Origin of the sequence: Actinosynnema sp. NPDC002837, assembly GCF_040295345.1 — a bacterium.
Classification (GTDB): domain Bacteria; phylum Actinomycetota; class Actinomycetes; order Mycobacteriales; family Pseudonocardiaceae; genus Actinosynnema.
The window spans coordinates 95,715-119,335 of the sequence record NZ_JBEOVG010000002.1 but is presented as its reverse complement, the minus strand read 5'-3'; the positions used below and the strand labels follow the sequence as shown (position 1 = coordinate 119,335).

General features: G+C 72.8%; 29 protein-coding genes. 9 read left to right on the top strand and 20 right to left on the bottom strand.

Translation table 11 applies throughout. The features are described 5' to 3' along the window. Positions 1–108: 108 nt before the first annotated feature. From trpA to ABTZ99_RS02015, 5 genes are all read right to left on the bottom strand, one after another. Entirely contained in the window at positions 109–894 is a 786-nt protein-coding gene (gene trpA / locus ABTZ99_RS02035) for a tryptophan synthase subunit alpha (RefSeq protein WP_499607415.1), read from the bottom strand. Further along, a complete protein-coding gene (gene trpB / locus ABTZ99_RS02030) occupies positions 891–2,114 on the bottom strand; it encodes a tryptophan synthase subunit beta (protein ID WP_498784388.1) in 1,224 nt (407 codons plus the stop codon). The genes trpA and trpB overlap by 4 nt, the downstream gene beginning before the upstream one ends. A 20-nt stretch (positions 2,115–2,134) precedes the next feature. Next, on the bottom strand, positions 2,135–2,944 hold the full coding sequence (gene trpC, locus ABTZ99_RS02025; RefSeq protein ID WP_498784389.1) for an indole-3-glycerol phosphate synthase TrpC: 810 nt from the start codon (positions 2,942–2,944) through the stop codon (positions 2,135–2,137). A gap of 210 nt (positions 2,945–3,154) precedes the next feature. Further along, positions 3,155–3,634, bottom strand: coding sequence for a Trp biosynthesis-associated membrane protein (locus tag ABTZ99_RS02020; protein ID WP_499607411.1), 480 nt, complete (start codon positions 3,632–3,634; stop codon positions 3,155–3,157). Continuing rightward, positions 3,627–5,168, bottom strand: a complete 1,542-nt coding sequence (locus tag ABTZ99_RS02015; protein WP_498784391.1) for an anthranilate synthase component I — start codon at positions 5,166–5,168, stop codon at positions 3,627–3,629. The genes ABTZ99_RS02020 and ABTZ99_RS02015 overlap by 8 nt, the downstream gene beginning before the upstream one ends. Before the next feature lie 96 nt (positions 5,169–5,264). On the opposite strand from ABTZ99_RS02015, the gene ABTZ99_RS02010 reads away from it, so the two are divergent. Next, positions 5,265–5,879 (top strand): TetR/AcrR family transcriptional regulator, encoded by a 615-nt coding sequence (locus ABTZ99_RS02010; RefSeq protein WP_498784392.1) that lies wholly within the window; start codon positions 5,265–5,267, stop codon positions 5,877–5,879. 4 nt (positions 5,880–5,883) lie between these two features. On the opposite strand, the gene hisI is transcribed toward ABTZ99_RS02010, so the two are convergent. The 3 genes from hisI to hisF are packed head-to-tail and all read right to left on the bottom strand — an operon-like array spanning position 5,884 to position 7,384. Beyond that, positions 5,884–6,237: a phosphoribosyl-AMP cyclohydrolase gene (hisI, locus tag ABTZ99_RS02005; protein ID WP_498784393.1), complete on the bottom strand. Its 354-nt coding sequence runs from the start codon at positions 6,235–6,237 to the stop codon at positions 5,884–5,886. Further along, positions 6,234–6,611: a hypothetical protein gene (locus tag ABTZ99_RS02000; RefSeq protein WP_498784394.1), complete on the bottom strand. Its 378-nt coding sequence runs from the start codon at positions 6,609–6,611 to the stop codon at positions 6,234–6,236. The genes hisI and ABTZ99_RS02000 overlap by 4 nt, the downstream gene beginning before the upstream one ends. After that, positions 6,611–7,384 carry an imidazole glycerol phosphate synthase subunit HisF gene (hisF, locus tag ABTZ99_RS01995; RefSeq protein WP_498784395.1) on the bottom strand — a complete coding sequence of 258 codons (774 nt, stop codon included), beginning with the start codon at positions 7,382–7,384 and terminating at the stop codon, positions 6,611–6,613. Before hisF ends, ABTZ99_RS02000 begins: the two co-directional genes overlap by 1 nt. Positions 7,385–7,714: 330 nt before the next feature. On the opposite strand from hisF, the gene ABTZ99_RS01990 reads away from it, so the two are divergent. The 3 genes from ABTZ99_RS01990 to ABTZ99_RS01980 all read left to right on the top strand — a co-directional run bounded on the left by ABTZ99_RS01990 (position 7,715) and on the right by ABTZ99_RS01980 (position 9,138). Continuing rightward, on the top strand, positions 7,715–7,918 hold the full coding sequence (locus ABTZ99_RS01990) for a cold-shock protein (protein WP_033437808.1): 204 nt from the start codon (positions 7,715–7,717) through the stop codon (positions 7,916–7,918). A gap of 79 nt (positions 7,919–7,997) precedes the next feature. Next, positions 7,998–8,363, top strand: a complete 366-nt coding sequence (locus ABTZ99_RS01985; RefSeq protein WP_498784396.1) for a PPOX class F420-dependent oxidoreductase — start codon at positions 7,998–8,000, stop codon at positions 8,361–8,363. Between the two features lie 49 nt (positions 8,364–8,412). Further along, positions 8,413–9,138 carry a Clp protease N-terminal domain-containing protein gene (locus ABTZ99_RS01980; protein ID WP_498784397.1) on the top strand — a complete coding sequence of 242 codons (726 nt, stop codon included), beginning with the start codon at positions 8,413–8,415 and terminating at the stop codon, positions 9,136–9,138. Here ABTZ99_RS01980 and priA read toward each other — a convergent pair. From priA to ABTZ99_RS01955, 5 genes are read right to left on the bottom strand one after another with little or no spacing between them, the layout of a single operon-like run. Continuing rightward, positions 9,101–9,835: a bifunctional 1-(5-phosphoribosyl)-5-((5-phosphoribosylamino)methylideneamino)imidazole-4-carboxamide isomerase/phosphoribosylanthranilate isomerase PriA gene (gene priA / locus ABTZ99_RS01975; RefSeq protein ID WP_498784398.1), complete on the bottom strand. Its 735-nt coding sequence runs from the start codon at positions 9,833–9,835 to the stop codon at positions 9,101–9,103. The two genes, ABTZ99_RS01980 and priA, sit on opposite strands and share 38 nt — an antisense overlap. A 9-nt stretch (positions 9,836–9,844) precedes the next feature. Next, positions 9,845–10,480, bottom strand: a complete 636-nt coding sequence (hisH, locus tag ABTZ99_RS01970) for an imidazole glycerol phosphate synthase subunit HisH (RefSeq protein WP_498784399.1) — start codon at positions 10,478–10,480, stop codon at positions 9,845–9,847. 56 nt (positions 10,481–10,536) lie between these two features. Beyond that, positions 10,537–11,007, bottom strand: a complete 471-nt coding sequence (locus tag ABTZ99_RS01965) for a hypothetical protein (RefSeq protein WP_499607401.1) — start codon at positions 11,005–11,007, stop codon at positions 10,537–10,539. 9 nt (positions 11,008–11,016) lie between these two features. After that, positions 11,017–11,907, bottom strand: a complete 891-nt coding sequence (locus ABTZ99_RS01960; RefSeq protein WP_499607639.1) for a transketolase family protein — start codon at positions 11,905–11,907, stop codon at positions 11,017–11,019. Positions 11,908–11,915: 8 nt separating this feature from the next. After that, complete coding sequence (locus ABTZ99_RS01955) at positions 11,916–12,608, bottom strand: thiamine pyrophosphate-binding protein (protein ID WP_498784403.1); 693 nt, start codon at positions 12,606–12,608, stop codon at positions 11,916–11,918. 71 nt (positions 12,609–12,679) lie between these two features. Here ABTZ99_RS01955 and soxR point away from each other — a divergent pair, with 71 nt between their 5' ends. Next, complete coding sequence (soxR, locus tag ABTZ99_RS01950) at positions 12,680–13,123, top strand: redox-sensitive transcriptional activator SoxR (protein ID WP_498784419.1); 444 nt, start codon at positions 12,680–12,682, stop codon at positions 13,121–13,123. Between the two features lie 51 nt (positions 13,124–13,174). Next, positions 13,175–13,690 carry an RNA 2'-phosphotransferase gene (locus tag ABTZ99_RS01945; RefSeq protein ID WP_498784421.1) on the top strand — a complete coding sequence of 172 codons (516 nt, stop codon included), beginning with the start codon at positions 13,175–13,177 and terminating at the stop codon, positions 13,688–13,690. Here ABTZ99_RS01945 and ABTZ99_RS01940 read toward each other — a convergent pair. From ABTZ99_RS01940 to hisD, 5 genes are all read right to left on the bottom strand, one after another. After that, positions 13,662–14,252: a TetR/AcrR family transcriptional regulator gene (locus ABTZ99_RS01940; protein ID WP_498784405.1), complete on the bottom strand. Its 591-nt coding sequence runs from the start codon at positions 14,250–14,252 to the stop codon at positions 13,662–13,664. The two genes, ABTZ99_RS01945 and ABTZ99_RS01940, sit on opposite strands and share 29 nt — an antisense overlap. 171 nt (positions 14,253–14,423) lie before the next feature. After that, positions 14,424–14,579 (bottom strand): CG2302 family histidine operon protein, encoded by a 156-nt coding sequence (locus ABTZ99_RS01935; RefSeq protein WP_498784407.1) that lies wholly within the window; start codon positions 14,577–14,579, stop codon positions 14,424–14,426. Next, positions 14,580–15,179 carry an imidazoleglycerol-phosphate dehydratase HisB gene (hisB, locus tag ABTZ99_RS01930; RefSeq protein ID WP_230567160.1) on the bottom strand — a complete coding sequence of 200 codons (600 nt, stop codon included), beginning with the start codon at positions 15,177–15,179 and terminating at the stop codon, positions 14,580–14,582. Then, the gene (locus ABTZ99_RS01925; RefSeq protein WP_498784409.1) at positions 15,176–16,279 is read right to left on the bottom strand and encodes a histidinol-phosphate transaminase; all 1,104 of its coding nucleotides are present in this window, start codon (positions 16,277–16,279) and stop codon (positions 15,176–15,178) included. Before ABTZ99_RS01925 ends, hisB begins: the two co-directional genes overlap by 4 nt. Then, positions 16,276–17,592, bottom strand: coding sequence for a histidinol dehydrogenase (gene hisD, locus ABTZ99_RS01920; RefSeq protein ID WP_498784411.1), 1,317 nt, complete (start codon positions 17,590–17,592; stop codon positions 16,276–16,278). The genes ABTZ99_RS01925 and hisD overlap by 4 nt, the downstream gene beginning before the upstream one ends. A 155-nt stretch (positions 17,593–17,747) precedes the next feature. On the opposite strand from hisD, the gene ABTZ99_RS01915 reads away from it, so the two are divergent. The 3 genes from ABTZ99_RS01915 to ABTZ99_RS01905 all read left to right on the top strand — a co-directional run bounded on the left by ABTZ99_RS01915 (position 17,748) and on the right by ABTZ99_RS01905 (position 20,848). Then, entirely contained in the window at positions 17,748–19,061 is a 1,314-nt protein-coding gene (locus tag ABTZ99_RS01915) for a M14 family metallopeptidase (RefSeq protein ID WP_499607394.1), read from the top strand. Between the two features lie 177 nt (positions 19,062–19,238). Further along, entirely contained in the window at positions 19,239–19,853 is a 615-nt protein-coding gene (locus ABTZ99_RS01910) for an RNA polymerase sigma factor (RefSeq protein WP_499607392.1), read from the top strand. Beyond that, on the top strand, positions 19,850–20,848 hold the full coding sequence (locus ABTZ99_RS01905) for a hypothetical protein (RefSeq protein WP_499607388.1): 999 nt from the start codon (positions 19,850–19,852) through the stop codon (positions 20,846–20,848). The genes ABTZ99_RS01910 and ABTZ99_RS01905 overlap by 4 nt, the downstream gene beginning before the upstream one ends. Positions 20,849–20,872: 24 nt before the next feature. Here ABTZ99_RS01905 and ABTZ99_RS01900 read toward each other — a convergent pair whose 3' ends face one another. Next, on the bottom strand, positions 20,873–22,003 hold the full coding sequence (locus ABTZ99_RS01900) for an aminotransferase class V-fold PLP-dependent enzyme (RefSeq protein WP_498781691.1): 1,131 nt from the start codon (positions 22,001–22,003) through the stop codon (positions 20,873–20,875). 63 nt (positions 22,004–22,066) lie between these two features. After that, entirely contained in the window at positions 22,067–23,611 is a 1,545-nt protein-coding gene (locus ABTZ99_RS01895) for an ABC transporter substrate-binding protein (protein WP_498781693.1), read from the bottom strand. Positions 23,612–23,621: the final 10 nt, after the last annotated feature.

Genomic DNA, 23,621 nt, shown 5'->3' with positions numbered 1-23,621 from the left:
CACGTCGGGTTGTGGATGAGCTTGATCACGAGCCCAGGATGCCGACGCGCACTGACAATTCCGACGCCCAAAAGACGCCGAATGGATTAGTTCACTCGAACGTGCGTGCTAGACGGCCGCTGCCGCTTGGCGCACCCCGCCGGCCAACTCCTCGGTCAACGCCGCCACGGTGTCGTCCTGCACGGCCGACACGAACGCCGAGCCCACGATGACCCCGTCCGCGAACGCCGCCAGCTCCGCCGCCTGAGCGCCGTTGCGCACGCCCAACCCGACCCCGATCGGCATGTCCGTGTGCTCACGCACCCGCTTGACCAGCGCCGGAGCCGCCGACGACACCACGTCGCGCGCACCCGTCACGCCCATCACGGACGTCGCGTACAAGAACCCGCGCGACGACCGCGCCGTCAGCGAGATCCGCTCCTCCGTGGACGACGGCGCCACCAGGAAGATCCGGTCCAGGTCGTGGGCGTCCGTCGCCTCGATCCACGAAGCGCCCTCGTCCGGCACGAGGTCGGGCGTGATGACGCCGAGCCCGCCTGCCGACGCCAGGTCGCGGGCGAACCGGTCCACCCCGTAGGCCAGCACCGGGTTCCAGTACGTCATCACGACCGCACGCCCACCGGCCGCCGCCACCGACTCGACCACGCCGAACAGGTCACGCACCCGGAACCCGCCGCGCAACGCCTGCTCGGCCGCACGTTGGATGGTGACGCCGTCCATCACGGGATCGGAGAACGGCAGACCGACCTCCACCAGGTCGCACCCGGACGACACCATCGTCCGCAGCACGTCCTTCGAGCCCTCGAGCGTGGGGTACCCGGCGGGCAGGTACCCGATCAGGGCCGCCCGCGACTCCGCCCGACAAGCCGAGAAAACCGGATCAAGCCTGCTCACGACTCCACCCCCAGCCCGAACCACTTGATCGCGGTGTCCATGTCCTTGTCGCCGCGCCCGGACAGGTTGACCAGGATCAGCCCGTCCGGCCCCAGCTCGCGGCCGAGCACCAGCGCGCCGGCCAGGGCGTGCGCCGACTCGACCGCCGGGATGATGCCCTCCTCCCGCGACAGCAGCGCGAACGCCTCCATCGCCTGGGCGTCGGTCACCGGCCGGTACTCGGCCCGCCCGCTGTCCTTCAGGAACGCGTGCTCGGGGCCGACGCCGGGGTAGTCCAGACCGGCCGAGATGGAGTGCGCCTCGGCGATCTGCCCGTCTTCGTCCTGCAGCACGTACGACATGGCCCCGTGCAGCGACCCGGGCGTGCCCGCGGTCAACGTCGCGCCGTGCCGGGCGGTCTCGATGCCGTCGCCGCCGGGCTCCAGGCCGACCAGCCGCACGGACGGGTCGTCGATGAAGCCGTGGAAGATGCCGATGGCGTTGGACCCGCCGCCGACGCACGCGGCCACCACGTCGGGCAGCCGGCCCGCCTTGTCCAGGATCTGCTCGCGCGCCTCGATGCCGATGATCCGGTGGAAGTCGCGCACGAGCACCGGGAACGGGTGCGGCCCGGCGGCCGTGCCGAGCAGGTAGTGCGTGTCGTCGACGTTGGCGACCCAGTCGCGCAGCGCCTCGTTGATGGCGTCCTTCAACGTGCGCGAGCCGGTCTTCACCGGGACGACCTTCGCGCCGAGCAGCCGCATCCGGGCCACGTTGAGCGCCTGCCGCTCGGTGTCGACCTCGCCCATGTAGACGACGCAGTCCAGGCCCATCAGGGCGCAGGCGGTGGCCGTGGCCACGCCGTGCTGGCCGGCGCCGGTCTCGGCGATGACCCGCTTCTTGCCCATCCGCTTGGTCAGCAGCGCCTGGCCCAGCACGTTGTTGATCTTGTGCGAGCCGGTGTGGTTGAGGTCCTCGCGCTTGAGGAAGATCCGCGCGCCGCCCGCGTGGGCGGCGAACTTCGGCGCCTCCGTGAGCAGCGACGGCCGTCCGGCGAAGTCGCGCAGCAGGCGCGCGAACTCGTCGAGGAACTCGGGGTCGACCCGCGCCTTCTCGTAGAAGGCGGCGAGCTCGTCCACCGCGGCGATGAGCGCTTCCGGCATGAACCGGCCGCCCCACGGCCCGAAGTGGCCCCGCTCATCCGGGTCGTGGGGTGTCGGAGCCAACTGGCCGCGCGCCATGCGCTCTCCTCCTACGGGTCTTACCGGCTCGGCCGGGGACAGGCGGGGTGCGACCCCGCCGTCACCAGCTTGTTCACCGCGACCTTGGGGTCGCCGCTCGTCACCAGGCTCTCGCCGACCAGCACCGCGTCGGCGCCCGCGCCCGCGTACGCCATCAGGTCGCCCGGTCCGGTGACGCCGGACTCGGCGATCTTGATGGTGTCGAAGGGCAGGCCGGGCGCGATCCGCCCGAACACGTCCTTGTCCACTTCCAGGGTGTGCAGGTTGCGCGCGTTCACGCCGATGACGCTCGCACCCGCCTCCAGCGCGCGGTCGGCCTCCTCGGCCGTGTGCACCTCGACCAGGGCCGTCATGCCGAGCGACTCCACCCGGTCGAGCAGCGACACCAGCGCGTTCTGCTCCAGCGCCGCCACGATCAGCAGCACCAGGTCCGCGCCGTGCAGGCGCGCCTCGTGCACCTGGTACGGGCTGACGATGAAGTCCTTGCGCAACAGGGGGACGCCCACCGCCGCGCGCACCGCGTCGAAGTCCGCCAGCGACCCGCCGAACCGGCGGCCCTCGGTCAGCACGCTGATCGCCCGCGCGCCGCCGAGCTCGTACTGCGCGGCGAGTTCCGCGGGCTCCGGGATGTCGGCCAGCTGCCCCTTGGACGGGCTGCGCCGCTTGACCTCGGCGATCACGCCGACGCCCGGTCCGCGCAGGATCGACATCACGTCCTGCGGCGGCGGCACCTTCGTCGCCTTCTCCCTGAGCACGTCGAAGGGCAGTGCCGCCTCGCGCTCGGCGAGGTCCTCGCGGACGCCTTCGATGATCGACTCGAGCACGGTCATCCGCGCACCTCGCTCGACTCCGTCAGACCTTCCGGTTCAGTCGCAAGCTCCCGCACGTCATGCTCCCCTTCCCGCCACGAGGATGCTAACCCCGCAGCGAACCCCGTCCGGCCACCGGGGTAGGCCCGTTCGCGCAGTTGACCAGGGCCCTTGCGAGCCGACGTGCGCAAACGTGCGGAGCCGGCGCGTCAGCCGGCCGTCAGCACGAGGTCAGTCCCGGTCCGTGGGATCGTCGCCGCGCTCCAGCGCGTTCCACAGCTCCCGCTCGGGGTCGGTGGTCCGCTTGGCCGCGCCGGGCGTCTGGTAGCCGCCGCCCAAGCGGGGCATGGCCGAACCGCGCACGACGAGCAGCACTCCCGCCGCGACCGCGAGCGCCGCGCCGAGCAGCACGAGACCGCGACCGGTCACCGGCCCCTCGGCGTCCACTCCTTGGAACGCCGCCGCCGCGCCCGCCAGCAGCACCACGACGCCGAGCACGCGCCGCACCCAGCCGCTCAACGCCACCACGGCGGCGATCGCGGCCAGGCACAGCAGCGCCAACGGGGTCAGCGCGGGCACGACGTCGCCGCCCCTTCGGTCCGCCGAAGCGTCCCAGGACAGGGCGGAGGCGCCCCACAACGCCACCGCGGCGAGCAGCAGGAGCGCCACCACGATCCACAGTGGACGCCGGGCCGCGGACCGCTCAGACACGGGCCGGGTCCACCGCCGGGGCCATGGTCTGCGCGGTCGCGATCGCCGAGAGCACGGCGCCTGCCTTGTTCAGGCACTCGTTGTCCTCGGCGACCGGGTCCGAGTCGGCCACGATGCCGCCGCCCGCCTGCACGTACGCCACGCCGTCGCGCACCAGGGCGGTGCGGATGGCGATGGCGGTGTCCGCGTCGCCGGCGAAGTCCAGGTAGCCGACGACACCGCCGTACAGGCCGCGGCGGGTGGGTTCCAGCTCCTCGATCAGCTCCATCGCGCGCGGCTTGGGCGCGCCGGACAGGGTGCCCGCCGGGAAGCACGCCGCGACCGCGTCGAACGCCGTCCGGCCCTCCGCGAGCTCGCCGGTCACCGTGGACACGATGTGCATGACGTGGCTGTACCGCTCGACCTTGAAGAAGTCGACCACGGTCACCGAGCCGGGCTTGCACACCCGGCCCAGGTCGTTGCGGCCCAGGTCGACCAGCATCAGGTGCTCGGCGCGTTCCTTGTGGTCGGCCAGCAGGTCCTTCTCCAGCAGGGCGTCTTCCTCGTCGTCGACGCCCCTCCACCGGGTGCCCGCGATCGGGTGAGTGGTGGCCTTGCCGTCGCGCACCGTCACCAACGACTCCGGGCTGCACCCGACGATGTCGAAGTCGTCCAGCCGCAGCAGGTACATGTACGGGCTCGGGTTGGACGTGCGCAGCACGCGGTAGATGTCGAGCGGGTCGGCGGTGGTGCGCATCTCGAACCGCTGCGACAGCACGACCTGGAACGCCTCACCGGCCCGGATGGCCTCCTTGGCCTTCTCCACGACCGCGTAGTGCTCCTGCTGGGAGCGGCGGCGCACGAACTCCGGCTTGGGCCGGGCGAACACCGCGGCGGTGGGCGGCGCGGGGCTCTGCAGGTCCTGGGTCATCGCGTCGAGCCTGGCCACCGCGTCGTCGTAGGCCGCGTCGACGCGTTCCGGCGAGTCGTCCCAGTTGATGGCGTTGGCGATGAGCGTGACGGTGCCCTCGTGGTGGTCCAGCGCGGCCAGGTCGGTGGCCAGCAGCATCACCAGCTCCGGCACCTTCAGGTCGTCCTCGGCCAGCGACGGCAGCCGCTCCAGCCGCCGCACGGCGTCGTAGCCGATGTAGCCGACCATCCCGCCGGTCAGCGGCGGCAGGCCGGGCAGCGGGTCGGTGCGCAGCACCTCGATGGTCTCGCGCAGCGCCACCAGCGGGTCGCCGCCCTCGGGCAGGCCGACGGGGTGCGGCCCGAGCCAGAACGCCTCGCCGCCGGTCGCGGTCAACGCCCCCGCGCTGCGCGCGCCGACGAACGACCAGCGCGACCAGGAGCGGCCGTTCTCGGCCGACTCGAACAGGAACGTGCCCGGTCGGTCCGCCGCGAGCTTGCGGTACAGCCCGACGGGCGTCTCCGCGTCCGCCAGCAGCCGCCGCACCACCGGGATGACCCGCCGCTGGGCGGCGAGCTCGCGGAACTCCTCGCGCGTCGGGCTGACCTCGCCCAGACCCGCACCTGCACCGATGACGCTCACCATGGGCGACATTGTGCCGGTTGCGCCTATACGGATGTTCGGCCGGGCCCTATTTCAACGCACGTTGAAAAACGGTGGGGCTTACCGCATGATGATGGCGTGAACACCGGCTCGAACCAAACCGAACCCAAGCGCCGCGGTCGACGGGCGGGCGGCGAGGACACCAAGGCCGCGCTGCTGGCCGCCGCGCGCGAGATCTTCGTCGAACGCGGCTACGAGGGCGCCACCGTCCGGTCCATCGCGGCGCGGGCCGGTGTGGACGCGGCCATGGTCAACCACTGGTTCGGCGGCAAGGAAGCCCTGTTCGCCAAGGCCGTGCTCCAGGTGCCGGTCGACATCCACGCGCTGGTCGACCGCATCCTCGACGGCCCGGACGAGGAGATCGGCGAGCGGATCGTGCGCAACTTCCTCGGCATCTGGGACCCCATCGGCGGCGGCCAGTTCGCCGCGATGGTGCGCAGCGTGACGTCGCACGACCAGGTGGCCGACGTGCTGCGCGCCTTCTTCGTGGGCACCCTGCTCAAGCGGGTCGTCGCGCACCTCGACGTGCCGGACGGCGAGCTGCGCGCGACGCTGGTGGCCAGCCAGATCTTCGGCATGGGCATGGTGCGGTACGTGCTCAGGTTCGAGCCGATCGCCTCGGCGGACGTGGAGACGATGGTCAAGGCCATCGCGCCCAACCTCCAGCGCTACCTGACCGGGGACATCGGCTGAGCGGTCAGCCCTCGGGGCCGAGCAGCACGGTGGCGTCGAAGCACGTCGCGTCACCGGTGTGGCAGGCGGCGCCCACCTGGTCCACGACCAGCAGCACCGTGTCGCCGTCGCAGTCCAGCCGCACCTCGTGCACGTGCTGCGCGTGCCCGGACGTCTCGCCCTTCACCCACAGCTGCTGCCGGCTGCGCGAGTAGTACGTGGCGCGGCGGGTGGTGAGCGTGCGGTGCAGGGCCTCGTCGTCCATCCACGCCACCATCAGCACCTCCCCGGTGCCGCGCCGCTGCGCCACGGCGCACACCAGGCCGTCGGCGGTGCGCTTGAGCCGTGAGGCGATGGACGGGTCGAGCGCGCTGGTCAACGCTGTCCTCCGAAGAAGTGGATCCGGGCGGGCTTGGTGTTGAGCATGACCACGCCGAAGACGTGGGCCGCGGACAGCAGGCCGGAGAGCACGCGGAGCCACACCGGCCCCTGGTTGAGCACCGCGAGCAGGTGGATCAGCGCGACCAGGCCGAAGACGAGCGCCGCCGTCAGCCGGGCCGGGCGCAGGCCCGCCACCAGGCCGCCGACCGCGAGCAGCTCCAGCACGGCGACGATCACCGGGAACCTGACCCAGCTCGAGTCGTTCTCGACCTGCCACTGGACCAGGCCCATGAGCACGAACGCCAGGCCGCCGGCCGCGCCGATCAGGGTCGCGAGGAACACCTCGACGGGCGCGTTGCGCGGGTTCGGCATCAGCGCACCACCACGCCCGCGTCGCGCAGGCTCTGCTTCACGTCGCCGATGCGCAGCGTGCCGAAGTGGAACACGCTGGCCGCGAGCACCGCGTCCGCGCCCTCGGCCACGGCCGGCGGGAAGTGCTCCACCGCGCCCGCGCCGCCGCTGGCGATCAACGGCACGTCGACCACCGCGCGGGTGAGCCGGATCAGCTCCAGGTCGAACCCGGCCTTGGTGCCGTCGGCGTCCATCGAGTTCAGCAGGATCTCGCCGACGCCCAGCTCCTGGCCCCGCGCGGCCCACTCGACCGCGTCGATGCCGGTGCCCTTGCGGCCGCCGTGCGTGGTGACCTCGAACCCGGACGGGGTGGGCGGCTCGCCCTCGGGCACGCGCCGCGCGTCCACCGACAGCACGATGCACTGGGCGCCGAACCGGCGGGAGAGCTCGCCGAGCAGCTCGGGCCGGGCGATCGCGGCCGTGTTCACGCTCACCTTGTCCGCGCCCGCCCGCAGCAGCTTGTCCACGTCGTCCGCGGCGCGCACGCCGCCGCCCACCGTGAGCGGGATGAACACCTGCTCCGCCGTGCGGCGGACCACGTCGAAGGTGGTCTCGCGGTCGCTGGAGGACGCCGTCACGTCGAGGAACGTCAGCTCGTCCGCGCCCTCCGCGTCGTAGGCCCGCGCCAGCTCGACCGGGTCGCCCGCGTCGACGAGGTTGGTGAAGTTCACACCCTTCACGACCCTGCCCCGGTCGACGTCCAGGCAGGGGATCACGCGCACCGCGACTGACATGGCCAAAAGCCTACGTGGACGCCCTGAGCGGCCGACTTCCGGTGCCGGAGCGCTCGACTCGGGTGTTCCGGACGCAGGACACGCGCGACCCGGACGCGGGACACGCGGGTCCCAAACGTGGGACGCACGACACCTGAACGTGGGATTCACGGCCGCTGGTGGGCGACGCGGCGGGAAAAGTGTGGTTCACTTGTGGAGGTCGCAAGTTTTGTGTTCGTGTCATCCACGCTCGCGAAACATTGTTTGAGCGTGTGATTCCTCAGGGTCAGCGTTTGGACCGGCCCCAGCGGGTGCGTTCGCCCCGTTGGTAGCTGTATGAGGAGTACAAAGATGGCGCAGGGCACCGTGAAGTGGTTCAACTCGGAGAAGGGCTTCGGCTTCATCTCCCCCGAGGATGGCGGCGCGGACGTGTTCGTGCACTACTCGGAGATCCAGAGCGGCGGCTACCGCAGCCTGGAAGAGAACCAGCGGGTGAGCTTCGATGTCGGCCAGGGCGCCAAGGGCCCCCAGGCGACGAACGTGACGGTCATCTGACCTGGCGTTGCTCGTGAAGAGCCCCGTTCCCCTCGTGGGAGCGGGGCTCTTCCGCATTTCGCGGCTAACGTTGCCGGTCATGGACCTCGCTGCCGGCAAGTACCTCTTGTTGACCACCTTCCGCAAGGACGGCACCGCCGTGCCGACACCCGTCTGGGCGGCCGGCGCCGACGGCGCGCTGTACGTGTGGTCCGCCGCCGACGCGGGCAAGGTCAAGCGCATCCGCCGCAGCGGCGACGTGCGCGTCGGACCGTGCGACTTCCGGGGTCAGCCGACCGGCGAGCAGGTCCCGGCCACCGCGCGGCTGCTCGACGGCCCCGGCAGCGACCGCGTGCGGTCCCTCATCGCGAAGAAGTACGGCGTGATGGGCAGGCTCACCCTGCTCGGCAGCCGGATCCGCCGCGGCCGCGACGGCACGATCGGCATCGAGATCACGCCCGCGTAGCGTCAACCCGGAGTTGACCCGTCGCGCTGCGTCAACCTACAGTTGACGGGTGGTAGCTCCCCCGGTCCAGCTCACGGACCTGATCGTCACCGTCGCGTCGGAGCACACCGACGTGCTGGGCAGACTGGCCGCCGCCGTGGAGCTGAGCGGCCAGCTCGACGAGCTGGGCGATCACCTCATCGGGCACTTCGTGGACGAGGCGCGGCGCGCGGGCGCGAGCTGGGCCGAGATCGGCGAGAGCCTCGGCGTCACCAAGCAGGCCGCGCAGAAGCGGTTCGTGCCCAAGGAGTCGCCGGACCTGAAGCCGAGCTTCGACCGCTACACCGACCGGGCCCGGCGGGTCGTGGTGCTGGCCCGCCACCACGCCCGGTTCAGCGAGCGCATCGGCACCGAGCACATCCTGCTCGGCCTGCTCGACGAGTCCGGCGGCCTGGCCGCCAAGACCATCGCCAAGCTGGAGGCCTCGGAGGGCACCACGCGGATGGCGGTGCTCCACGAGCTGGACGGCGCGGTGCGGCAGCGGCCCGAGCCGCAGCCGTTCACCACGCACTGCAAGAAGGCGCTGGAGCTGGCCGTGCGGGCGTCGCTGCGCCAGGGCCACGCGTTCGTCGGCACCGAGCACCTGCTGCTCGGCCTGCTCGCCGAGAAGGAAGGCGCCGCGGCCAAGGCCCTCGAACGCACGGGCGTCACCGAGGAAGCCGCGGAGGCCTACATCGTCCGCGAGATCGACGAGGCGATCAACCGCGCACGGCGGCCAGCGCCTCCGGGAGCGTGAACGCGCCCGCGTAGAGCGCCTTGCCCACGATCGCGCCCTCGACGCCGTCGCGCGACAGCGCCGCCAGCGCGACCAGGTCGTCCACACTGGACACACCGCCCGAGGCGATGACCGGCGCGTCGGTGCGCGCGCACACCTCGCGCAGCAGGTCCACGTTCGGGCCCTGGAGCGTGCCGTCCTTGCCGACGTCGGTGACCACGTAGCGGGCGCAGCCGTCGCGGTCCAGCCGCTCCAGCACCTCCCACAGGTCGCCGCCGTCCTTCGTCCAGCCGCGCGCGGCCACCCGGTGGCCCTGCTCGGTGATCCGCACGTCGAGGCCGACCGCGATCTTCTCGCCGTGCTCGGCGACGACCTTCGCGCACCACACCGGGTCCTCCAGCGCGGCCGTGCCCAGGTTCACCCGCGCGCAGCCGGTCGCGAGCGCGGCGGCCAGCGACGCGTCGTCGCGGATGCCGCCGGACAGCTCGACCTGGACGTCCAGCTCGCCGACCACGCGGGCCAGCAGCTCGCGGTTGCTGCCGCGGCCGAACGCGGCGTCGAGGTCGACCAGGTGCACCCACTCGGCGCCGTCGCGCTGCCAGGCGAGCGCGGCGTCCAGCGGGTCGCCGTAGTTGGTCTCGGTGCCGGCCTCGCCCTGCACGAGCCGAACGGCCAGGCCATCGGCCACGTCAACAGCCGGGAGCAGCGTGAAAGTCACGCGTTCAGCCTAGTTGAAGCTCTTGAGCCAGTTCTCCAGCAGGTGCGCGCCCGCGTCGCCGGACTTCTCCGGGTGGAACTGGGTCGCCCACAGCGGACCGTTCTCCACCGCCGCGACGAACTCGTCGCCGCCGTGCTCGGCCCACGTCACCAGCGGCGCGCGGAGCGGCCCGGACTCGGGCAGCTCCCACTTGCGCACGCCGTAGGAGTGCACGAAGTAGTACCGGGTGTCCTGGTCGAGGCCGGCGAACAGCTCGGTGTCCTCGGGGGTGCGGACGGTGTTCCAGCCCATGTGGGGCACGACCGGGGCCTCCAGCCGCTCCACCGTGCCCGGCCACTCGCCGCAGCCCTCGGTGAGCACGCCGTGCTCGATGCCCCGTTCGAACAGGATCTGCATGCCGACGCAGATGCCGAGCACGGGACGCCCGCCCGCGAGCCGCTGCCCGATGAGCCGGCCGCCCTTGATCGCGTCCAGCCCGGCCATGCACGCGGCGAACGCGCCGACGCCGGGCACCACCAGGCCGTCCGCGTCGAGCGCGGCCCGGTGGTCGGACGACACCTCCACGTCGGCGCCGACGCGCTGGAGGGCGCGCTCGGCGGAGCGGATGTTGCCGAATCCGTAGTCCAGCACAACGACCTTGGGCACCCATCCAGCGTAGTCGCCACGCCGCGCACCGGGAGCGTGCGGTCCGCCACGACCCGTCAGGCCAACCCGCCCTGCGTCACCGGGACCACCGGCAGGACCGTGTTGATCGGCAGGCCGGCGCGGTCCGGCAGCGCGGTCACCCACGTGTCGGCGCGGCCCTCGTCCACCAGCGCGCGCACCTCGGCGACGTCGGCGGGCAGGTCGGCGGGCCGCGGTCGGGCGTCGAGCCGCCACCAGCGCAGCAGGCCGACCAGGCGGCGGGCCGAGCCCGTGGAGCCTGCCTGCTCGCCGTCGGTCCACACCTCGGCGGTGGGAGACCAGCGCAGCAGCAGCGCCGCCGCGCCGGTCTCCCTGACCTGCTCGGCCAGCCGGAACGCCGCCGGGAACCCGATCTGCCTGCGCGGCAGCAGCACCGTCCCGGACGCCACCGGGACCAGTGCCGCGGGCCCCGCGGCGGCGCGGTGCAGGTTCAGCTGCAGCTCCGCGGTCGGCGCGGGTGTCCAGATCAGGGTTCTCGGCGCGCTCACAGGCAGAGATCATGCCGCAGCGGCCGGGTGCCCGAACATCCGACGCACGGCCGCGGCGACGCCGAGCACGTCGAGGTCGTGCGCCGAATCGTGGTCCTCGGCCGTGCCGTAGGCGCGCAGCTCGGAGTCGCGCCGCACGCCGAGCGACCGCAGCCGGTGCGGCACGTCCGCCAGCGCCTCGGCCGCCAGGTGCGCCGACGTGCCCTCCAGGTACGGCTCGACCAGCAGCACGTCCGCGCGGTCGGCCCGGCGCACCGCCGCCTGCAGCCCGGCCGCGTCGAACGGCCGCACGGTGGTCGCGTAGAGCACCGTCACGTCCGCGTCCCGGGTGGCCGCCAGCACGGTGTCGAGCATCGGCCCGACCGCCACCACCACGCCCTGCCCGCCGCGCCGGACCTCGGTGAACCCCTCGACCACCGGGTGCGGCGCGCTGTTCTCGCGCAGGGAGAGCCGGATGTAGACCCGGTCGTCGCGCGCCAGCGCGTCCCGCACGATCGGACCCACCTCGTCCGGGTGGCCGGGCACGCGCACCGTCCAGCCGGGCAGGGTGCCGAACAGCGCCACGTCACCGGGCGCCTGGTGCGTGCGGCCCCACACCGGGTCGTCGTAGGAGCCGCCGATGCTGACCAGCACGCCACCCAGGTCCTGGTGGCCGAAGTCCAGCTTGATCTGCTCGAACGGCCGCTCGACCAGGAACGGCGCGTAGGTGTGCACGACCGGCCGCAGCCCGCTCAGCGCCAGCCCCGCGCCCACGCCGACCATGGCCTGCTCGCGGATGCCGACGTTGATCACCCGCTCGTGCGGCGCGAACGCGTCCCGCGAGATCTCCGCCAGCACGACCGCGACCCGCGGGTCGTGCCGCATCACGTCCTCGACGGTGTCCACGAACACCTGGCGCATCGACGTCGTCACCGCTCCCCCTTGCCGATCTCCGCCACCACGACCAGCGGACGGCCGGGGTGCTCCTGCGTGAACGCCCCGTGCAGCGCCTCGTGGTCCCGTCCATCCACAGTGGACGTCTGCCACCCCTCGACCTCGAACCGCTTCGCCACCCCGCCGGGCCAGCCGTGCGTGCCGGAGGCGTTGTCCACCACGACGGTGACGAGCCGGTCCAGGCCGAGCCGGCCGGCCAGCGCGATCGCCTCGTGGTTGCTGCCCTCGTCCAGCTCCGCGTCCCCGACCAGCACGAACGTCCGCGCGGCCCGGCCCTGGGCGCGCAGCCCGAGCGCGGTGCCGACGGCGATCGGCAGGCCGTGCCCGAGCGAGCCGCTGCTGATCTCGACACCGTTGACCAGCACGCGGTCCGGGTGCTGACCCAACGGCGAGTCCCACGCGGTCCAATCGTCCAGAGTGGACGGATCGAGGTAGCCCTTCGCGGCCAGCACGGCGTAGTACGCCATCGGACCGTGCCCCTTGGAGAGCAGGAACCGGTCGCGGTCCGGGTCGTCCACCCGGTCCGGCGCGACGTCCAGCACCCGGTCGTAGAGCACCCACAGCACGTCCAGCGTGGACGCCGCCGCCCACTCGTGCTTCTCGTCCCCTGTCATCCGCCGGAACAACGCGGGGATCTCCGCGAAGCCCGGCTTGTCCTTGACTGCCATGAACCCACGAAACAACTTCGACTTAGGTCGAGGTCAAGACCTAGGATGGGCACGTGAGCAAGTTGCCGGAGATGTTGACCATCGGCCAAGTGGCCGAACGCAGCGGGGTGCCGCACACCGCGCTGAGGTTCTACGAGGAAAGAGGGTTGATCACCTCCGAGCGCACGGCGGGCAACCAGCGCCGGTACCCGCGCCACGTGCTGAGGCGGCTGGCGTTCATCCGCACCGCGCAGCGGGTCGGACTGTCGCTGGAGGACGTGCACGACGCGTTGGCGACCCTGCCGGAGAACCGCACGCCGACCAAGACCGACTGGAGCAGGCTGTCGGCGAGCTGGCAGGTGGAGCTGGACGCCCGGATCGACGCGTTGCGGCGGCTGCGCGACCGGCTGACGTCGTGCATCGGGTGCGGGTGCCTGTCGCTGCGCAGCTGCTCCCTGCACAACCTCGACGACGAGCAGGCCGCCGACGGGCCCGGCGCGCCCAAGCTCAAGCCCGCCCTCGAAGGTGGCACCTGAAATCCGGTTGTGCCGCGTGCTGCACTGGAGGTCGTGCAAGAGAAGAAGCAGATGGTCCGCTTGTCGAAGCGGATGGCGAAGGTGCTGCGCCACGACCCGGGAAGGGTCGGGTTGACGCTCGACGCCGCCGGGTGGGTCGACCTCGACGACCTCGTGCGCGCCCTGGGCGTGAGCCGGGCGCAGGTGCTGGAGGTGGTGGCGGACAACGACAAGCAGCGGTTCGCGATCGAGGACGGGCGCATCCGGGCCAGCCAGGGCCACACCGTGGAGGTGTCGTTGGACCTGCCGGTGACCGAGCCGCCCGCCGAGCTGTACCACGGGACCGTCGGCAGGTTCCTGCCCGACATCTTCCGCGAGGGGCTGCGGCCGATGGCGCGGCACGACGTGCACCTGTCCGCGAGCGTGGAGACGGCCGTCCGGGTCGGGTCGCGCCGGGGCAAGCCGGTGGTGCTGGTGGTCGACGCCGCGGCCATGGCCGCCGACGGCCACGAGTTCCGGGTCAGCGCCAACGGCGTGTGGCTGGCGGCCGCCGTGCCGCCTAACTACCTGCGAGAACACGTCTCGTGAGCCAGTCGAGGCCCGCGACCACCTCGTCCGGGCCGAGGCCGCGCACCTGTCTTTGGTACTGGTAGACCTCGGGGGCCAACGGCGCCATCAAGGCGTCCACCACGGCCGCCGGCGCGCCGTCCACCAGCGAGGCGACGTGCCGCCGCCAGAAGCCGTAGGCGCCCGCCCGGAACCGCGCACCGCCCGTCTCCGCGCCGAGCACCAGGTGCAGGTGCCGTTCGAGCAGCCCGACCATGGCCCGGTAGAACGCGGCCAGCCGTTCGTCGGGGGACGCGCCCGGTCCCAGCGGCGGCGGACCGGTGAGGATGCGGTCCTGGATGTCGGACTCGTGCTCGTCCAGCAGCGCCTGCGCGATCGACGTCGTGTCCGGGTAGCGCCGGTAGAGCGTCGCCCGGCCCACGCCCGCGGCCCGCGCGATGTCCTCCATCGTCACGCCGACCGCCCCGCCCGCGGCGGCGAACACGCCTTCCGCGGCGGCGAGCACCCTGGCCCTGTTGCGGGCCGCGTCGGCCCGCTCCCGAGGGCGACCGGCGGTGGTGGCGGCCTCGGCCGGTGACGACATGTGACCAACCATACGCAGACAGCCAAACCGCCGGCGTCCGCCGCCCCGAACGTTCGACCCGGCTGTTCCGAACGCAGGACACCCCGGACCTGAAGGTTCGACACGCGGGACCTGAGCATTCGACACGCGCGGGTGTCGAACGCTCAGGTCGGCCGGGTTCCGCGTTCGGGGCTACAGGAGCCAGGCGACGGCGGCGCCCACGGCGACGACGGTCAGGACCAGCAGGACGATCGCCAGGCCGCGGGCCGTCTTCCAGGTGCTGTAGACACCGCCGCCCAGGAAACCGGCCAGCGCGATCAGGCCGATGACCACGTATTCCTTCGGCATCTACAGGACGCCCTTGGTCGACGGCACGCCGCCCACCCGCGGATCCGGCTCGACGGCCGCGCGCAGCGCCCGCGCGATCGCCTTGAACTGCGCCTCGGCGATGTGGTGCGGGTCGCGCCCGTACTCCACCCGCACGTGCAGCGCGATCCCCGCGTGGAACGCCAGCGAGTCGAACACGTGCCGGTTCAGCACGAACGGGTAGTTGCCGCCGATCGTGAAGGTGTTGAACTGCTCCGGCTCGCCCACGTGCACGCAGTACGGCCGCCCGGACACGTCCACCGCCGCGTGCGCCAGCGTCTCGTCCATCGGGATCCACGCGTCGCCGAACCGGCGGATGCCCGCCTTGTCGCCCAACGCCTCCCGCAACGCCTGCCCGAGCACGATCGCCACGTCCTCCACGGTGTGGTGCGCGTCGATCTCCACGTCACCGGTCGCCCGGACGACCAGGTCCAACGACCCGTGCACGCCCAGCGCGGTGAGCATGTGGTCGTAGAACGGCACCCCGGTGCCGATCTCGACCTGCCCGGTGCCGTCGAGGTCCACCTCGACGTACACCGACGATTCCCTGGTGGTCCGCTCCACCTTGCCGACCCGGCTCACCGGTCAACCTCCTTGCTCGCCGCGAGGAACGCGTCGTTCTCCTCCGGAGTGCCGACCGTCACCCGCAGATGTCCGGCGATGCCGACGTCCCTGATCAGCACACCGCGTTCCAAGTACGACCGCCACGTGGCGTGCGCGTCGTCGAACCACCCGAACAGCACGAAGTTCGCGTCGCTCGGCACCACCGAGAACCCGAGACCGGCCAGCGAGTCCACCACCCGGTCGCGCTCGGCCGCCAGCTTCGCCACCGAGCCGAGCGTCTCCGACGCGTGCCGCAACGACGCCCGCGCCGCCGCCTGCGTCAGCGCCGACAGGTGGTACGGCAGCCGCACGAGCTGCAACGCGTCCACCACGGCGGGCGCGGCGGCGAGGTAGCCCAGCCGGCCGCCGGCGAACGCGAACGCCTTGCTCATGGTCCGGCTGACGATCAGCTTCGCCGGGTAGTCGTCCAGCAGCACGACCGCGCTCTGCCGCGACGAGAACTCCGCGTACGCCTCGTCCACCACGACCATGCCGGGCGACGCCTCGATCAGCACGCGCAGGTCGTCCACCGGCAGGCTCTGCCCCGTCGGGTTGTTCGGGCTGGTCACGAACACCACGTCCGGAGCGCGCTCGGCGACGATCTCGGCCGCGCGCTCCACGTCCAGCGAGAAGTCTGCGCGGCGGGGCGTCGGCGCCCACTCCGTGCGGGTGCCCGCGGCGATGATCGGGTGCATCGAGTACGACGGCTCGAAGCCCAGCGCCGAGCGGCCCGGCCCGCCGAACGCCTGCAGGATCTGCTGGAGCACCTCGTTCGACCCGTTCGCCGCCCACAGGTTCGCCGAGGTCAGCGGCACGCCCGTGGACGAGGCGAGGTAGGCGGCCAGGTCCTCGCGCAACGCCACCGCGTCCCGGTCCGGGTAGCGGTGCAGCTCGCCCGCGATGGCCGCCACCTCGCGCACCACGTCCTGCACCAGGGCGGGCGTGGGCGGGTACGGGTTCTCGTTCGTGTTCAGCCGGACGGGCACGTCCAGCTGAGGCGCGCCGTACGGCGTACGCCCGCGCAGGTCCTCCCGCAGGGGCAGGTCGACCAGCTCGACCCGGGATCCGATGGGCCTCATCCGCGGAACCTCGCCGTCACGGCTTGGCCGTGCGCGGGCAGGTCCTCGGCGTTCGCCAGCGCCACGACGTGCGACGACACCTCGCGCAACGCGTCCTCGCTGTAGTCGACGACGTGGATGCCGCGCAGGAACGTCTGCACCGACAGCCCCGACGAGTGCCGCGCGCACCCGGCGGTGGGCAGCACGTGGTTGGAGCCCGCGCAGTAGTCGCCCAGCGACACCGGCGAGTGCGCGCCCACGAAGATCGCGCCGGCCGCGCGCACGCGGGCGGCGACCTCCCGCGCGTCGGCCGTCTGGATCTCCAGGTGCTCGGCGGCGTAGGTGTCCGCCACCCGCAGCCCCTCGTCCAGGCTCGACACCAGCACGGTGCCGGACTGCCTGCCGGCCAGCGCCGTCCGCACGCGCTCGCGGTGCTTGGTCGCGTCGACCTGCCGCGCCAGCTCGGCGTCCACCGCGTCCGCCAGCTCCGTCGAGGTCGTCACCAGCACGCTCGCGGCCAGCGTGTCGTGCTCGGCCTGGCTGATCAGGTCGGCGGCCACGTGCACCGGGTCGGCCGTGTCGTCGGCCAGGATCAGGATCTCGGTCGGCCCGGCCTCGGCGTCGATGCCGATCAGGCCGCGCAGCAGCCGCTTGGCGGCGGTCAGGTAGATGTTGCCGGGCCCGGTCACCAGGTCCGCCGGCTCCAGGAGCCGGCCGTCGGTGTCCGTGCCGCCGTACGCCAGCAGCGCGACGGCGAGCGCGCCGCCCACGGCCCACACCTCCGTGACGCCGAGCAGCGCGGCGGCGGCCATGATCGTCGGGTGCGGCAGGCCGCCGAACTCCGCCTGCGGCGGCGAGCACACCACCAGCGACTCGACGCCCGCGATCTGCGCCGGCACCACGTTCATGACCACGGTGGACGGGTAGACGGCCAGGCCGCCGGGCGCGTACAGGCCGACCCGGGACACCGGCACCCAGCGCTCGGTGACCGTGCCGCCGGGCACGACCTGGGTGGTCGTGTCGACCCGGCGCTGGTCGGCGTGCACCTTGCGGGTGCGCGCGATGGACTCCTCCAGCGCCGCGCGCACGGCCGGGTCCAGCTCGGACAGCGCGCGCTCCAGCTCGGCGGCGGGCACGCGGATCGACGCCGGGCGCACCTTGTCGAACTTCTCGCCGTGCTCCAGCACGGCCTCCACGCCCCGTTCGCGCACGTCGTCCACGAGCGGCCGGACGTGATGCAGCACCGCGTCCACGTCGACCTCGGCGCGCGGCAGCGCGGCGCGCAGTTCGGCGGGTGACGGGACACGACCTCGCAGGTCGATGCGGTTGAGCATGCCCACAAGGGTAAGGCGTCGCCAATTCCGTCAACTGTCAGCCTGGCCACGAGTGGTGAACCCGACAAACGGCGGCTACCTCGATCCGTGAGCAGGGGGCCACGCTGCGTATCGCACGCATCTCCGTCGCAAACCCTGCTGATGATGGAGGCTTGATGTTCACCAAGCGGCGCGGCCTTGTGGCCGCCGCATTGCTCGCGAGCGTGGCCCTGGTGCTCCCCGCGCACCCCGGGTCCGCTCAGACGGCGACCGCGCAACCGACCGAGCGGACCGTGTTCGAGGTCACCGCCACCACCCCCGAGGCGCGCACGAAGGTCGCCCGGACCGGCGTCGACGTGCTCGGCCAGAACGGCGACACGCTCACCGTGATCGCCGAACCCCGCCAGCAGTGGTTGCTGCGGGCCACCGGGCTGCCGATGCGCGACACCGGTGACGCCGACGCCCAGCTCGCGGGCCTGGGCAAGGCGGACTTCGCGGACCCCCAGCTCGGCGCGCAGGACTTCCCGTCCGGCTACACCGGCTACCACAACTACGCGGAGATGGTCGCCGAGCTGAACCAGACCGTCCGCGACCACCCGAACCTCGTCACGCTGCGCAGCATCGGCAAGTCGTACCAGAACCGCGACCTGTGGATGATCAAGATCAGCGACAACCCGTCGGTCGACGAGTCCGAGCCCGAGGTGCTGTTCACCTGCAACCAGCACGCGCGGGAGCACCTGACCGTGGAGATGTGCCTGCACATCATCAAGCGGTACACGGACAACTACGCGTCCAACGCGGCCGTCAAGGGCGCGGTCGACAGCCGCGAGATCTGGGTCATCCCCAGCGTCAACCCGGACGGCGCCGAGTACGACATCGCGACCGGCTCGTTCCGGGCGTGGCGCAAGAACCGGCAGCCGAACTCCACCGCGACCGGCACCGACCCGAACCGCAACTGGGGCCACCAGTGGGGCTGCTGCGGCGGCTCCAGCGGCAGCGGGTCGAGCGACACCTACCGCGGTCCGTCGGCGTTCTCCGCGCCGGAGACCGCCCGGGTCCGCGACTTCGTCGGCACGCGCGTGGTCGGCGGTGTGCAGCAGATCAAGTCGCACATCGACTGGCACACGTTCTCGGAGCTGATCCTGTGGCCGTACGGCTACACCTACAACGACACCGCCGCGGGCCTGGACGCCACCCAGGCCAACGTGTTCCAGACCATGGGCAGGCGGATGGCCGCGCTGAACGGCTACACGCCGCAGCAGGCCAGCGACCTCTACATCACCGACGGCAGCGTCGACGACTGGATGTGGGCCGCCCACGGCATCTGGAGCTACACGTTCGAGATGTACCCCAGGTCCGCGAGCGGCACCAGCGGCTTCTACCCGCGCGACACGCTGATCGCGGCGCAGACCTCGCGCAACGACACCGCGGTGCAGCTGTTCCTGGACTACTCCGACTGCGTCCCGCGCATCACCGGGCGCACCTGCTGACGGCCTCCACGGCCTGATCGACCGGCGCGGGCTCGACGAAGCGGCGGGGCGAGGCCCCGACCACTTCGGCGAGCCCGCGCCTGGTTGGATCACCCCGGCACTGCGGCCGGGCTCCGCGATCCCGGGCCGCGGGCTGCCGGGAGGAGAACCGGATCGCGACTTCGGGCAACAGGAAGCATGACCACGCGCAATCCCCCCGCCGGGCCCGTGCCGCCGACGGAGTCGCCTCCCGGTGTCACCGACGAACACCTGATCGTCGAGTCGCTGACGACCCCCGAGCGGTTCGCGGTGATCTTCGACCGGTACGCGCCGGTCGTGCACGGCTACCTGTCCCGCCGGGTGGGCGCGATGGCGGACGACCTGATGAGCGAGACGTTCCTGCTCGCGTTCCGCGGCCGCACCGGCTACACCCCCGGGCGCGCCCCGGTGCGGGCCTGGCTGTTCGGCATCGCCACCAACCTGGTGCGCCGGCACGCCCGGGACGAGGAACGGCGGTACCGGGCGTTCGGCCGGGCGGCCGGGCACGCGGAGACGACCGCGGAGCTCGGCGAGGTGGCCGCGCGGGTCGACGCCCTGGCGTTGCGGGGCGTGCTGGCCGACGCGCTGGCCGCGCTGCCGCGCGAGGACCTGGACGTGCTGCTGCTGTGGACCTACCCGCAGCTGTCCTACGCCGAGATCGCCGCGGCGCTGGGCGTTCCGCTCGGCACCGTCCGTTCCCGCCTGCACCGCGCCAGGGGCAAGGTCCGCGCCCGGCTCGACGATCGCCGGCTGTCCGCCGAGGAGACCGCATGAACGAGTTCACCGCGCTCCGGGACCACGGCCCGGAGCCGACCCCGCTGGCCGAGGACGTGCTGGCCAGGGCCCGCGCCGACCTGCTGGCCGAGATCCGGGCCGGCGCCCGCCCCGCGGCCGACCGGCCGGTCGGCCTCCGTCGCCGTGCGGTGGTCGTCGCCGCCGCCTCGGCGGCCGTCGTCGTCGTTGTCGGGATCGTCGCCCCCGGCGGCGGCACGCCACCACCACCGCCTGCCGGCGTCGAGCCGCCGGTGCTGGTCGGGTTCGACATGCCGACGCTGCCGCCGGAGCTGAACCCGATCCCGGTCGGGGTGACCGGACCGGGCTTCACCGCGGAACCCGGCTGGCTCGCGGCCGTGTACCGCGGCGCCGACCAGCGACCCGGAGCGCCGGGGAGCTCCATCTACGTCAAGACCCACCGGACCAGGCCGGAGGGCGGCGACGGCGGCCGGGACACGACCTACGCCGGCAAGCCGGCCGTGGTCGAGCGGGTCGAGCAGGACGTGCCGGAGTTCCACTCGGTGTCCCTCACCTGGGAGCGGTCCCCCGACCAGTGGATCAAGCTCACCGGCACGGGTGACTTCGCCGACGAGCGGGCCGTGCGCGCCCTCGCCGACACCCTCGTCGACACCGACAAGCGGTTGAGCCTGTCCATCAGCGTCGCGCCCGCCGGTTGGGAGCTGTACGCCTTCAAGGGCCCCGGCCCGGACGGCGACGGGGCGGTCACGTCCGTGCGGGACCCGCGCGCCCCGGACCGCGTCATCCACGTGAGCACCACGGCCGGTCTCGTGCCGAACTACGGCGAGGTCGTCGAAGGCGGCCCCGTGCCGGTCGTCCCGGTGTCCGTCGACGGCCGGCCGGGCGACCTCGTCCACCTGGCCGACGACCGGTGGATGCTGCAGGCCCCGCTGCCCGACGGCCGGGCGTTCCAGCTCCAGGTGCCCGCCGGGTTCACCGAGCGGCAGGTGGTCGAGCTGGCCGAGGGCGTCGGCTGAGCCGACCCGGCGTGGCGACCGCCGTCACGGGCGCACCCGGCTGACGGCCTCCACGGCCCGGTCGACCTGCGCGGGCTCGACGAAGTAGTGGGGCGAGGCCCTCACCACCTCGGCGAGCCCGCGCCTGGTCATGTCCAGCAGCGTGGACGACGCCCAGCTGACGGTGACCGTGATGCCCTCGCGGGCCAGCCGGTCGCGCACGTCGGTGGCCGGCACGCCGTCCACGGTGAACGTGACGATGCCCGCCTTGCGCACGCCCGGGTCGCGCACCGTCACGCCCGGCAGCGCGCTCAGCCCGTCACGCAGCCGTCGCGCGCGCTCGCCCACCTCGCGCTCGATCACGTCCAGGCCCTTGGCCAGCGCGTGCCGTGCCGCCGCGATGAGCCCGAGCCGGTCGGCGACGCTCGTCTCCCAGATCTCGTAGACCCGCGCGTCGTCCCGCAGCCGGATGTCGTCCGGCGCGACCCACTCCGCGCTGTGCAGGTCGACCAGCCGGGGGTTCATGCGCGCGGCGGCCTCGCGGCGCACCACCAGCACACCGGTGCCGCGGGGCCCGCGCAGCCACTTGCGGCCGGTGCCCGAGATGAGGTCCACGCCCAGTTCGTCGGCGCGCACGGGCAGCTGCCCGATCGACTGGCACGCGTCCAGCAGCACCAGCGCGCCCACCTCGTGCGCCGCGTCGGCGACCTCGCGCGCCGGGTTCACCAGCCCGCTGTTGGTCGGCACGTGCACCAGCGAGACCAGCTTCACCCGCTCGTCCAGCACCTCCTTCAACGCGTCCACGTCGATCTGCCCGAACGCGTCCGACGGCACCGCCTCGGCGGAGGCGCCGACCTCGCGCGCCCGGCGCAGGATCGGGATCGCGGTGCCCGCGTACTCGGCCTCGCTGAACAGCACCCGGTCGCCCGCGGCCAGCGGCACGGCGTCGAACGCGGTCAGCCACGACCGGGTCGCGCTGTCGGTGAACGCGATCTCGTCCGGCGACGCGCCCAGCAGCTCGGCGAACACCCCGTACCCGGCCTCCAGGTCGGCCGCGCGCTCCTGCGCCGCGACGTACCCGCCGATCTCCGCCTCGCGCCGCAGGTGCCCGATCACCTCGTCGAGCACCTCACGCGGTGGCAGCGACGAACCGGCCGAGTCGAGGAAGATCGTCATGGTGCCCCCAGGGTCCGCGGGTTTCCCGTGCACTGTCGCCAACAGCATGCAACAGGACGGGGGCTAGCGGGGCGTCCACTTCTCCAGGTTCCACCACGGGCCCCACGACAGCGCGCCGTGCGCGTGCGGGTCCACGACCTCCTGGTAGCCGTTCCAGTTCTCCCGCACCACGTACGTGTGCCGCACCGACGCCAGCACCACCATGCCCGGCGCGGCCACGTACGCGCGCTGGAACTGCTTGTACGCCGCCGCCCGCTGCGCCGGGTCGAGCGACGTGCGCCCGGCGTCCAGCGCGGCGTCCACCTGCGGGTTCGAGTAGCCCCACGGGTTGGGCGAGCGCAGCTGCTGGTAGGTCATCAGGTCCGGGTCGAACGGGGTGCCGCCGCCGTGCAGCAGCGCGTCCGCGCCCAGCCTCGGCGCGAGGGCCTCCCAGCTCAGCCCGGCCAGCTGCACGTCGATGCCGACCGCCTTGGCGTCCGCGGCGAACGCGGTGGCCAGGTCGGCGCGCACCACGTCGCCGATCGGGTACATCAGGGTGAACCGGGCGACCACGCCGTCGCGCACGCGCACGCCGTCCGCGCCGCGCGCCCAGCCCGCCTGGTCCAGCAGCAGCTCGGCCAGCGCCTTGTCGTAGGCGAACCGGGCGCCGGTCTCCACGAACTCCGGCAGCGCGTCCGGCACCGGCGTGCTCACCACCGCGCCCTGGCCGCCGAGCAGGTTGTCCACCACGCCCTTGCGGTTGACCGCGTGGTTCAACGCCATCCTGATCGCGCTGTCACCCGTCACGGCGCCACCCGGCAGCGTGACGGCACGCAGGTCGGCGCTGCGGTGGGTGATCACCCTCATGCCGTTGGCGGCGCTGAACGACGCGGCCAGCCGGGGCGGCAGCGCGGTGCCGTCGAACTCGCCCGCCTGCATCCGCTGGGCGCGCGTGTTGTCGTCCGGCACGAACACCACGGTCAGCTTGCGGATCTTCGGCTCGCCGCCGAAGTAGGAGGCGTTGGCCTCCAGCACCATCCGGTCGCCCTTGCGCCAGTCCACCAGCTTGTACGGGCCCGTGCCGACCGCGCGCACGTCGCGCAGCGGCCCGCCGAGCGCCTCGCTGGGCAGGATGCCGAGCACGAGCGCGTGCGGGAACGCCGCCCACGGCCTGGCCAGCGTGAACCGGACCGCGTGCGCGTCCAGCTGCTCCACGCCGGTCAGCTCCGCGAACGCGGCCCGCTCGGTCGAGCCGGACGCGGGGTCGAGCAGCGCCCGGTAGGTCGCCACCACGTCCTCGGGCCCGAACGACGTGCCGTCGGTGAACTTCACGTCCTCGCGCAGCGTCACCGTCCAGCTCAGCCCGTCCGCGGCGGGCTCGGGCGCGTCCGCCGCGAGCTGGGGCCGCACCGAGCCGTCCGCGCGGTGCTCCACCAGCCCGTCGTACAGCTTCGACACGCCCTCGCGGCCGTAGCCGAGCAGCGGGTTCAGCGTGGTCGGCTCCATCGGGTCGGCCAGCACGAGCGCGCTGTTGTCCGACGTGCCCTCGGCGCTCGGTGTCGCCGCGCCCGTGCACCCCGCGGCGGCGAGAAGAGCTACGACGAGCAGCGGGGGGAGGAGGGAGCGCACGAGACCCGAC

Excerpts from the sequence above, each read along its gene's own strand:
- trpB (WP_498784388.1), bottom strand. The coding sequence starts at position 2,114 with ATGGCGCGCGGCCAGTTGGCTCCGACACCCCACGACCCGGATGAGCGG.
- trpC (WP_498784389.1), bottom strand. The coding sequence starts at position 2,944 with ATGACCGTGCTCGAGTCGATCATCGAAGGCGTCCGCGAGGACCTCGCC.
- ABTZ99_RS02015 (WP_498784391.1), bottom strand. The coding sequence starts at position 5,168 with ATGGTGAGCGTCATCGGTGCAGGTGCGGGTCTGGGCGAGGTCAGCCCG.
- ABTZ99_RS02000 (WP_498784394.1), bottom strand. The coding sequence starts at position 6,611 with ATGCCGAACCCGCGCAACGCGCCCGTCGAGGTGTTCCTCGCGACCCTG.
- hisF (WP_498784395.1), bottom strand. The coding sequence starts at position 7,384 with ATGTCAGTCGCGGTGCGCGTGATCCCCTGCCTGGACGTCGACCGGGGC.
- ABTZ99_RS01990 (WP_033437808.1), top strand. The coding sequence starts at position 7,715 with ATGGCGCAGGGCACCGTGAAGTGGTTCAACTCGGAGAAGGGCTTCGGC.
- ABTZ99_RS01985 (WP_498784396.1), top strand. The coding sequence starts at position 7,998 with ATGGACCTCGCTGCCGGCAAGTACCTCTTGTTGACCACCTTCCGCAAG.
- ABTZ99_RS01960 (WP_499607639.1), bottom strand. The coding sequence starts at position 11,907 with ATGCGCCAGGTGTTCGTGGACACCGTCGAGGACGTGATGCGGCACGAC.
- ABTZ99_RS01955 (WP_498784403.1), bottom strand. The coding sequence starts at position 12,608 with ATGGCAGTCAAGGACAAGCCGGGCTTCGCGGAGATCCCCGCGTTGTTC.
- soxR (WP_498784419.1), top strand. The coding sequence starts at position 12,680 with ATGTTGACCATCGGCCAAGTGGCCGAACGCAGCGGGGTGCCGCACACC.
- ABTZ99_RS01945 (WP_498784421.1), top strand. The coding sequence starts at position 13,175 with ATGGTCCGCTTGTCGAAGCGGATGGCGAAGGTGCTGCGCCACGACCCG.
- ABTZ99_RS01940 (WP_498784405.1), bottom strand. The coding sequence starts at position 14,252 with ATGTCGTCACCGGCCGAGGCCGCCACCACCGCCGGTCGCCCTCGGGAG.
- ABTZ99_RS01935 (WP_498784407.1), bottom strand. The coding sequence starts at position 14,579 with ATGCCGAAGGAATACGTGGTCATCGGCCTGATCGCGCTGGCCGGTTTC.
- ABTZ99_RS01925 (WP_498784409.1), bottom strand. The coding sequence starts at position 16,279 with ATGAGGCCCATCGGATCCCGGGTCGAGCTGGTCGACCTGCCCCTGCGG.
- hisD (WP_498784411.1), bottom strand. The coding sequence starts at position 17,592 with ATGCTCAACCGCATCGACCTGCGAGGTCGTGTCCCGTCACCCGCCGAA.
- ABTZ99_RS01915 (WP_499607394.1), top strand. The coding sequence starts at position 17,748 with ATGTTCACCAAGCGGCGCGGCCTTGTGGCCGCCGCATTGCTCGCGAGC.
- ABTZ99_RS01910 (WP_499607392.1), top strand. The coding sequence starts at position 19,239 with ATGACCACGCGCAATCCCCCCGCCGGGCCCGTGCCGCCGACGGAGTCG.
- ABTZ99_RS01905 (WP_499607388.1), top strand. The coding sequence starts at position 19,850 with ATGAACGAGTTCACCGCGCTCCGGGACCACGGCCCGGAGCCGACCCCG.
- ABTZ99_RS01900 (WP_498781691.1), bottom strand. The coding sequence starts at position 22,003 with ATGACGATCTTCCTCGACTCGGCCGGTTCGTCGCTGCCACCGCGTGAG.